Origin of the sequence: Paenibacillus sp. SYP-B3998 (genome assembly GCF_010820665.1) — a bacterium.
In the GTDB taxonomy this organism is placed as follows: Bacteria; Bacillota; Bacilli; order Paenibacillales; family NBRC-103111; genus Paenibacillus_E.
Genome location: NZ_JAAIKC010000011.1, coordinates 157,603 through 166,153, shown reverse-complemented (window position 1 = coordinate 166,153; position 8,551 = coordinate 157,603). Strand labels below are relative to the sequence as shown.

Here is an 8,551-nt window from a genome sequence, read left to right as displayed (position 1 = left end):
CTTTGACTGTTTGGTGATGATGGCGGAGGGGACCCACGCGTTCCCATCTCGAACACGACCGTTAAGCCCTCCAGCGTCGATGGTACTTGAACCGCAGGGTTCTGGGAGAGTAGAACGTTGCCAAGCATATAAAAAAGAGTCTTTTTGGAAGAAATTCCAGAAAGACTCTTTTTTTACATCATTATATTAGTCGTTATTAAACCATACTAGCCCTATGAGGAGGGAATTGTATGGATCAACTAAGACGGGTGAAGTGGTTTTTTATAAGCGTGGGTTGTATAGTTTCACTTACGAGCGTGGGTTGTTCGTCAAAACCGGATCAAATAAAGAACAACACTGTGAGTTCTTTAAACTCTATGTCTAACCAAGGACAAGTAGTGCCAACGCCGATAGCAGAGCAGATGGCTGCACCCCAACTAGAAGAGCTGAAGCTTGTGCCTCAAGTAGGAATAACGGCAATGGAGCAAAAACCTCAAAAGCAACTTGTTAAAGGCATATACGTATCAGCATGGTCGGCAGTAGGGAAGAAATTCGAGCAGTTGATCCAATTGGTTGAGCAAACTGATTTGAATGCGATGGTCATAGATGTAAAAAATGATTCGGGACAGGTTACATACCCCTCAGTGGTCCCTTTAGTTAACGAAATTGGTGCTAATAGTCATACTATTATAGGAGATATAAAGTCCAAACTTCAAAGACTTAAGCAAAATGGGATCTATACCATTGCCAGAATTGTTGTTTTTAAAGATCCTTATTTGAGCAAAAAGAAAAGTAACTATACTCTTCTGACGCGTTCTGGAAATGTATGGCGAGACAGCAAGGGAACATCGTGGGTCGATCCTTACAAGGAAGAAGTTTGGGATTATAATATTCAAATTGCCAAAGAAGTAGCAGAATTAGGTTTTGATGAGATTCAGTTTGATTATGTTAGATTTCCTGATAACGGAAAGAAAGTAGATCGCGAAGTAAATTTCGATAATCCACAGCATTGGACAAAAGCTCAAGTAATAGAAGCCTTTCTGAAGCGAGCAAAAGAAAGGGTTGGTGGGCAAGCTTTTTTGTCCGCTGATGTATTCGGTATGACAACATCTTCTGACAACGATATGGGTATTGGTCAAGAATGGACGAGGATCAGTAAGCAAGTTCATTTCATTTCACCGATGCTGTATCCATCGCATTATTCCAGCGGTATTTATGGAGTGAAGAACCCTGATTTGCAGCCCTATGCGATTATTAGTAAAGCGATAAGTGACGCAATATCAAAGAATGATCAACTAGAGCGAGCGAATACGAGCATTGCCGAAATAAGACCTTGGTATCAGGATTTTACAGCGACTTGGGTGAAACCTCATAAGACTTACGGATCTGTGGATGTTAGGGAGCAAATCAAAGCAGCCAAAGAGCATGGAATTGAACAGTTTCTGTTGTGGAACTCTAACAGTATGTATTCTTATCGTTAACGGAATCTTCTTATTCAGCTGTTTGTCCTGAAGGTATCCAGTCCTTTTCCTTGACACGAAAAATAGGGTTTTGTTAAGATAAGCACTAATATATACACCTGCATGAGGAGGAATTTGTGTTGTGAGGGAAGATAAGTTTGGCAAGGAAGGTTTAACATTTGATGATGTGTTGTTGGTGCCGAGAAAATCGGAAGTGTTCGGTAAGGAGATTGATGTATCGACATTACTTGCTCCGCATGTGAAGTTAAACATTCCATTCATCAGCTCAGCCATGGATACTGTAACAGAATCTGCTCTTGCTATTGCTATGGCACGTGAAGGCGGCATCGGGATTATTCATAAGAACATGACCATTGAACAACAAGCACAAGAAGTAGATCGCGTTAAAAGATCGGAGAGCGGGGTCATTACGAATCCTTTTTCCCTTACACCGGAGCATCATGTCTATGACGCGGAAGAACTCATGGCGAAGTACCGGATATCAGGTGTTCCTATTGTGAATGAGAGCAATAAGCTTGTTGGTATTTTGACTAACCGTGATTTGCGCTTTGTTCATGATTACTCGATTAAAATTAAAGAAGTCATGACACGCGAAGATCTTGTAACAGCGCCAGTTGGTACAACGCTTCAACAAGCGGAAGGTTTACTTCAACAGCATAAAATTGAAAAATTGCCGTTAGTCGACGAAAATTTCGAACTAAAAGGTTTGATTACGATTAAAGATATCGAAAAGGCTATTCAATTCCCTAACGCGGCTAAAGACACCCTAGGACGTTTGGTAGTTGGAGCGGCTGTTGGCGTAGCCAAAGATGTTATGGAAAGAGCGGCAGCGCTTGTTAAAGCCGGCATCGATATAATCGTAGTAGACTCTGCTCATGGACATCACATTAACATCTCAAACACGGTGAGTAAGCTAAGAGCCCAATATCCAGAGCTTCCTATTATCGCAGGAAATGTGGCGACGGCTGACGGGACACGCGATTTGATTAAAGCTGGAGCATCTATGGTCAAAGTGGGTATTGGTCCAGGCTCTATTTGTACAACAAGGGTTATCGCAGGAATTGGAGTACCTCAAATTACGGCTATCTTTGACTGCGCGCAAGCAGCTGCGGAGTTCAATGTACCTGTTATTGCTGATGGAGGTATTAAGTACTCAGGGGATGTTGTGAAGGCGATTGCGGCTGGTGCTAGCGCTGTTATGATTGGCAGTCTTTTTGCAGGAACAGACGAAAGTCCAGGAGAATCAGAAATTTTCCAAGGACGTAAATTTAAAGTGTATCGTGGAATGGGTTCTCTAGGAGCAATGAAGGAAGGTAGTAAGGATCGTTATTTCCAAGAGAATGAGAGTAAACTTGTTCCTGAGGGGATCGAAGGTCGCGTAGCTTACAAAGGGCCTATGGCAGACACTGTATATCAACTCGTTGGTGGTCTTCGCTCGGGTATGGGTTACTGCGGCGCAAGAAATATTCAAGAGCTTATTCACGACACGCAGTTTATTCGGATTACAGGTGCAGGGCTAAAAGAAAGTCACCCGCACGATATTCAGATTACAAAAGAAGCACCCAACTATTCAATGTAATTGTCACAATACTGACGAAAAAGAAGGCGCTGGTTTTGAACCTACGTCTTCTTTTTTTTGTCTAATGGGGTGTGTTACAATAAAATGTGTCATTATATCGCTAGGGAGAGTGGAATCGTGAGATTATTGAGTTTAACGAGAAAAAAGGTTGCTTTGGTACTAGGTGTAAGTATAATCGCTCAATCATTCCTTTTACATATACAACCGACCTATGTTCATGCTGAAGGAACAAAAACAACGACAACGGCTACTGCAGCCCCATTGAATAACGAGCCAAAGCCAAATGCGAAGTCAGCTGTCATTATGGAGGCAAGCACGGGAACTATACTTTATGAAATGAATGCTGATGAAGCGCTTCCTCCGGCCAGTATGGCCAAAATGATGACGGAATATATTGCCATGGAAGGTATAAAAGAAGGGAAATATACATGGGAAACTTCCGTAACTGCGACTAAAAATGCTGCAGACGTTATTGGCTCCGGACAACTCATCGCTGAGAATGAAACACTGAGCTATAAAAGTATGTTTAACGCGATGTCTATTTACTCCGCAAATGACGCTTCTGTAGCTTTTGCTGAATTAATTGGAGGCACGGAAGAAAACTTCGCTAAAATGATGAATGAAAAAGCAAAACAAATTGGCATGTCCGACAAAACCCACTTTATTAGCGCTACGGGGTTGTCTCGTTCGGATCTCAAAAATCCACCACAGTCTATAGAGGGCGAGACCAAAATGACGGCGCGCGATGCGGCTATTTTAGCCTACAACATTCTTAAAGATCATAAAGAGATTCTGGATTTTACTAAAATCACATCGCTAAAACTAAGACCTACAGATAAGACGGCAATGATTAACTGGAATTGGATGCTAGAAGGTAATCAAACCAACACCAATTTTAAAAAGTATGCTTACACAGGGCTAGATGGTTTAAAAACAGGCTCTACGGATGATGCAGGCTACTGTTTTACGGGGACTGCCGAAAAAAACGGCATGCGTCTTATAACGGTCGTGATGGGCACTAAAACAGAACCGGAGCGTTTCAATGAAACCAGAAAGTTGCTTGATTATGGTTTTAATAATTTTGAAATCAAACCTTATTTAAATGCAAAAGCAGAAATAGATTCTTTGAAAATCGTAAACATTAAGAAAGGTGTGCAGACACAGGTACCTGTCGTAACGAAAACAGGGATGACGTTCATTACTAAAAAAGGTGCAAAGGACACAGATTTCACATTGACAGCTGAACCGCTTGAAGAGAGTAAGCTTGTGGCACCTATCAAGAAGGGCGATACACTGGGTAAAGTAAAAGTAAGCTATAATGGGCAAGAAAAAACGATCGACATGATTGCAAATGACGATGTGGAAAAAGGAAGCTGGATTCGTCTATTGTTCCGTTCGATTAAAAACTTCTTTAGTGATATGTTTAAAGGGGTCAAGGGAGCTTCCTAGACCAGAAAATGGGTTGTATATTGCCCATCCATCATGTAAAATGATTGTTTAGAAGTTTACTATCGAATCGTGTAGGGAACTGCACGAAATTGGCATAAAGCTATAGGAGGAATAAAGAATGGAAACTGGTACATCCCGCGTTAAAACTGGTATGGCTGAAATGCAAAAAGGCGGCGTCATCATGGACGTCATGAATGCTGAACAAGCAAAGATCGCTGAGGCAGCTGGTGCATCTGCGGTTATGGCGCTTGAGCGCGTACCTGCTGACATTCGTGCTGCTGGTGGCGTATCCCGCATGGCTGACCCGACGATTGTTGAAGATGTCATGAGAGTTGTATCGATTCCCGTAATGGCGAAAGCAAGAATTGGACACTTTGTAGAAGCAAAAGTCCTAGAATCTCTAGGCGTTGATTATATCGATGAAAGTGAAGTATTAACACCTGCGGATGAAGTGTATCACATCAATAAACGTGATTTCACAGTTCCATTTGTTTGTGGCGCTCGTGACCTCGGAGAGGCACTTCGTCGTATTGGCGAAGGCGCGTCGATGCTTCGTACGAAGGGTGAGCCAGGGACAGGGAACATTGTTGAAGCTGTTCGCCACATGCGTATGATTAGTGGGCAAATTCGCAAAGTACAAGGGATGTCCAAGGATGAGCTGATGTTTGAAGCGAAAAACCTTGGTGCTCCTTATGAGCTGTTGCTGCAAGTACATGAAACAGGCAAATTGCCAGTCGTTAACTTCGCTGCCGGTGGTGTAGCTACCCCAGCTGACGCTGCACTCATGATGCACCTAGGTTCTGATGGTGTTTTCGTTGGTTCTGGTATTTTTAAATCAGATAGCCCTGAGAAGTTTGCTAAAGCGATCGTAGAGGCTGTTACTCACTATACAGATTACAAATTAATTGCAGAAATTTCTAAAAACATCGGTACACCTATGAAGGGAATCGAAATTTCTAAGCTTGACGCTTCCCAACGTATGCAGGAGCGCGGCTGGTAATGATAAAGATTGGGGTTCTCGCGCTGCAAGGCGCGGTAGCAGAACATATTCGTGGTATCGAAAAGGCCGGAGCTGAAGGCGTCGTTATTAAGAAAACGGAGCAATTGGCTGATATTCAAGGAATAATCATCCCAGGTGGAGAAAGCACAACGATTGGTAAACTCATGCGAACGTATGGCTTTATCAATGCCTTAAGGCAGTTCTCTGCAGAAGGGAAGCCAGTCTTCGGTACTTGTGCCGGGCTGATCGTTATTGCCAAAGAGATTACAGGACAACCTGAGGCTCATCTAGAGCTTATGGACATCACGGTAGCTCGTAACGCATTTGGACGTCAGCGCGAGAGCTTTGAGACGGACTTATCGATCAAAGGCATCGACGAGAACGTTCGCGCTGTATTTATCCGTGCACCACTTATCGAAAAGGTGGGTGCGGGTGTAGATGTATTGGCCACCTATGATGGCCAAATTGTAGCTGCTCAGCAGGGGCATCTCCTTGCAGCTTCTTTCCATCCAGAGCTGACGGATGATTTCCGAATGCACAGCTATTTCTTAGATATGGTAAAGCAAAGACAAGTATAACTCAGGGTACAAGCACCTCTAAATAACCGGGTTTCCGGTCAGGGTGCTTGCTTCCATATTCCAACTATTTTGCGCTAACGGAGGAATCTCCTTGTTTGATGTAAAGTTACTTCGAAGTGATCTGGCAGCTGTACAGGCTGCTATGGCAAACCGCGGGAAACAGATCGAAGAGTTAAAAGGTTTCACTGATCTGGATGTAAAACGCAGAGAGCTCCTACAAGAAACGGAGCAATTAAAAAACCGCCGTAATACGGTGTCGCAAGAGGTTGCTGTTCGAAAAAGATCGGGCGAAAACGCAGATGAGCTGATTCAAGAAATGAAGGCCGTTGGAGACCGTATTAAAGAGCTCGATGACGAGATTCGTGTCTTGGATGAGTCTCTACAACATATACTGCTTTCTATCCCTAATATGCCTCATGAGAGCGTTCCTGTAGGCCTTACTGAGGAAGAGAATGTGGAGATCCGCCGCGTAGGTGAAATTCCAAAGTTTGAATTTGAAGTAAAGCCGCACTGGGAAGTCGCTCAGGAACTAGGTATTTTGGATTTCGAAGCAGCTGCGAAGGTTACAGGCTCTCGCTTTGTTTTTTATAAAGGACTTGGCGCAAGACTGGAGCGCGCACTAATTAATTTCATGATGGACCTGCACAGTGCTGAGCATGGTTATGAAGAAATGCTGCCTCCTTACATCGTCAATCGCGAAAGCTTAACGGGAACTGGACAGCTTCCTAAATTTGAAGAAGACGTCTTCAAAATTGAGAATTCGGAGTTTTTCCTAATTCCGACTGCGGAAGTACCCGTAACGAATTATCATCGTGACGATATTTTAACGCATGAGCAGTTGCCTGTTAATTTCGTTGCTTTCAGCGCTTGTTTCCGTTCTGAGGCAGGATCAGCGGGTCGAGATACCCGGGGGTTAATTAGACAGCATCAGTTCAACAAGGTTGAGCTTGTAAAGCTGGTGAAGCCTGAAGACTCCTATGAGGAGCTTGAGAAGCTTACAAGCCATGCTGAGCGTGTTCTACAGCTTCTAAAGTTGCCTTATCGCGTTCTTACGCTGTGTACAGGAGATATCGGGTTTACGTCAGCTAAGACGTACGATCTTGAAGTATGGTTACCTAATAGCGGGGCATATCGCGAAATTTCGTCTTGCAGTAACTTTGAGGATTTCCAAGCACGCAGAGCGAATATTCGTTTCCGTCGTGAAGCTAAGGCCAAACCTGAATTCGTACACACGCTGAATGGATCAGGTTTAGCATTGGGGAGAACCGTGGCTGCAATTCTCGAAAATTATCAACAAATCGATGGTTCAATTGTTGTACCAGATGTTCTGATCCCTTATATGAATAACGTTAAAGTGATCACAAAAAAATAGGGCTTGATTTTTCATTGAAAAGTATGCTACAATGCTTTTTGTCACTGCATAAGGTTGTTTCCTAACAAGGAAACACCTTCGTGGAGAGGTGGTCGAGTGGTTTAAGGCAGCGGTCTTGAAAACCGCCGAGGTCGCAAGGTCTCCGTGGGTTCGAATCCCACCCTCTCCGTATAGAAAACCCTTTAAAAAGTCATGCGATTCTTAGTGAATCGTGTGGCTTTTTTTGTATGGATAAAAGAGGTGGCACTTTCGCATTTTAATCAGGTGGAGGTGTTAACCTATGAGCAAAATAGATAAGCTGACCATTGATCAGACGCGATTGGTGGAAGAGTGGAAAAGCATGATGCCCCGAACACTTGAGAAAACCGACCAAGCGCGAGTATGGGCCGATGAGGCCGATCCACAGGCGCTTCGTGTGCACATCACGACGTCAGGGCATACGGGATACACATTTGATTTTAAAGTGACCTATGTAGACAGTAGAGAGGTTAAGGTTGAACTTACAGATGTAGAACAAGGGACTACGCATATCGATGAACGCACGGATATCATCCAAGCATTGGTCGATGATTATGTTCGTCACATTCATGAATGTGCTCAAGCGCTGCAGCAAGTTACACATGCTTAAATCTAGGGGGACGAGATTCAATGACCAAACAAAAAAGCAGGGACAAGAATCTGCAAAATGTTGCTAAGGATCTGGCCGATAGCCCTGTCAATAGCCATCAGGCACAGCAGTTTCAGCAACAAACGAATGATCATAGGCATCAAGATGCACTAAACCATGATGTAGAGTAAAGGAGAATGATAAACGATGTCTAAGCCAGAAGCTTATTCGGCAGGAGAAAGTCTTTATCAAGATAACTCGAAGCCGGCAAACAATCATAATGGTACACAAGAGCCGTTGTCTGGATCAAAGAAGGTTAAGAACCGTAAGCATAAGCATCAAAGCCAAGCCGAGGGCTCTTAATATAGAAAATTTATGCAAAGCTAAATAAGTAAAAAAATATTTTAACACGATGTTTAAAATTCGTTATGCCGGACATACTAATTATTGTCGGTGAGCAGAGAGGTGTGGTTCCGTTGGAGCATTCAGCGAAACAACCGTTGCCT

9 protein-coding genes, 1 tRNA gene and 1 rRNA gene are annotated in these 8,551 nt (G+C 43.4%); all 11 read left to right on the top strand.

All coding sequences use genetic code 11. From position 1 onward, the window contains the following. The first annotated feature begins 9 nt into the window (after positions 1 to 9). The 11 genes from rrf (at position 10) to GK047_RS23300 (ending at position 8,408) form a co-directional block, all read left to right on the top strand. Positions 10 to 126, top strand: a 5S ribosomal RNA gene (gene rrf / locus GK047_RS23345). A gap of 104 nt (positions 127 to 230) precedes the next feature. After that, the gene (locus GK047_RS23340; protein WP_240344132.1) at positions 231 to 1,460 is read left to right on the top strand and encodes a putative glycoside hydrolase; all 1,230 of its coding nucleotides are present in this window, start codon (positions 231 to 233) and stop codon (positions 1,458 to 1,460) included. A gap of 121 nt (positions 1,461 to 1,581) precedes the next feature. Continuing rightward, positions 1,582 to 3,039, top strand: a complete 1,458-nt coding sequence (gene guaB / locus GK047_RS23335) for an IMP dehydrogenase (protein WP_163952264.1) — start codon at positions 1,582 to 1,584, stop codon at positions 3,037 to 3,039. 117 nt (positions 3,040 to 3,156) lie between these two features. After that, positions 3,157 to 4,488, top strand: a complete 1,332-nt coding sequence (locus GK047_RS23330) for a D-alanyl-D-alanine carboxypeptidase family protein (RefSeq protein WP_346010379.1) — start codon at positions 3,157 to 3,159, stop codon at positions 4,486 to 4,488. Between the two features lie 118 nt (positions 4,489 to 4,606). Then, positions 4,607 to 5,488, top strand: coding sequence for a pyridoxal 5'-phosphate synthase lyase subunit PdxS (pdxS, locus tag GK047_RS23325; protein ID WP_163952262.1), 882 nt, complete (start codon positions 4,607 to 4,609; stop codon positions 5,486 to 5,488). A gap of 2 nt (positions 5,489 to 5,490) precedes the next feature. After that, positions 5,491 to 6,066, top strand: coding sequence for a pyridoxal 5'-phosphate synthase glutaminase subunit PdxT (gene pdxT / locus GK047_RS23320; RefSeq protein ID WP_163952295.1), 576 nt, complete (start codon positions 5,491 to 5,493; stop codon positions 6,064 to 6,066). Between the two features lie 91 nt (positions 6,067 to 6,157). After that, positions 6,158 to 7,438, top strand: coding sequence for a serine--tRNA ligase (gene serS, locus GK047_RS23315; protein ID WP_163952260.1), 1,281 nt, complete (start codon positions 6,158 to 6,160; stop codon positions 7,436 to 7,438). An 82-nt stretch (positions 7,439 to 7,520) separates the two neighbouring features. Continuing rightward, positions 7,521 to 7,607: transfer RNA gene (locus tag GK047_RS23310), tRNA-Ser, on the top strand. A gap of 111 nt (positions 7,608 to 7,718) precedes the next feature. Beyond that, on the top strand, positions 7,719 to 8,066 hold the full coding sequence (locus GK047_RS23305; RefSeq protein ID WP_163952258.1) for a hypothetical protein: 348 nt from the start codon (positions 7,719 to 7,721) through the stop codon (positions 8,064 to 8,066). Positions 8,067 to 8,086: 20 nt separating this feature from the next. Continuing rightward, positions 8,087 to 8,236, top strand: coding sequence for a hypothetical protein (locus GK047_RS29310; protein WP_205516933.1), 150 nt, complete (start codon positions 8,087 to 8,089; stop codon positions 8,234 to 8,236). Between the two features lie 16 nt (positions 8,237 to 8,252). Then, the gene (locus GK047_RS23300) at positions 8,253 to 8,408 is read left to right on the top strand and encodes a small acid-soluble spore protein P (RefSeq protein ID WP_163952256.1); all 156 of its coding nucleotides are present in this window, start codon (positions 8,253 to 8,255) and stop codon (positions 8,406 to 8,408) included. Positions 8,409 to 8,551 lie beyond the last annotated feature (143 nt).

What these genes read in the sequence shown, in the direction of transcription:
- GK047_RS23340 (WP_240344132.1), top strand. Translation starts at nt 231, where the DNA reads ATGGATCAACTAAGACGGGTGAAGTGGTTTTTTATAAGCGTGGGTTGT.
- pdxS (WP_163952262.1), top strand. Translation starts at nt 4,607, where the DNA reads ATGGAAACTGGTACATCCCGCGTTAAAACTGGTATGGCTGAAATGCAA.
- GK047_RS23305 (WP_163952258.1), top strand. Translation starts at nt 7,719, where the DNA reads ATGAGCAAAATAGATAAGCTGACCATTGATCAGACGCGATTGGTGGAA.
- GK047_RS29310 (WP_205516933.1), top strand. Translation starts at nt 8,087, where the DNA reads ATGACCAAACAAAAAAGCAGGGACAAGAATCTGCAAAATGTTGCTAAG.
- GK047_RS23300 (WP_163952256.1), top strand. Translation starts at nt 8,253, where the DNA reads ATGTCTAAGCCAGAAGCTTATTCGGCAGGAGAAAGTCTTTATCAAGAT.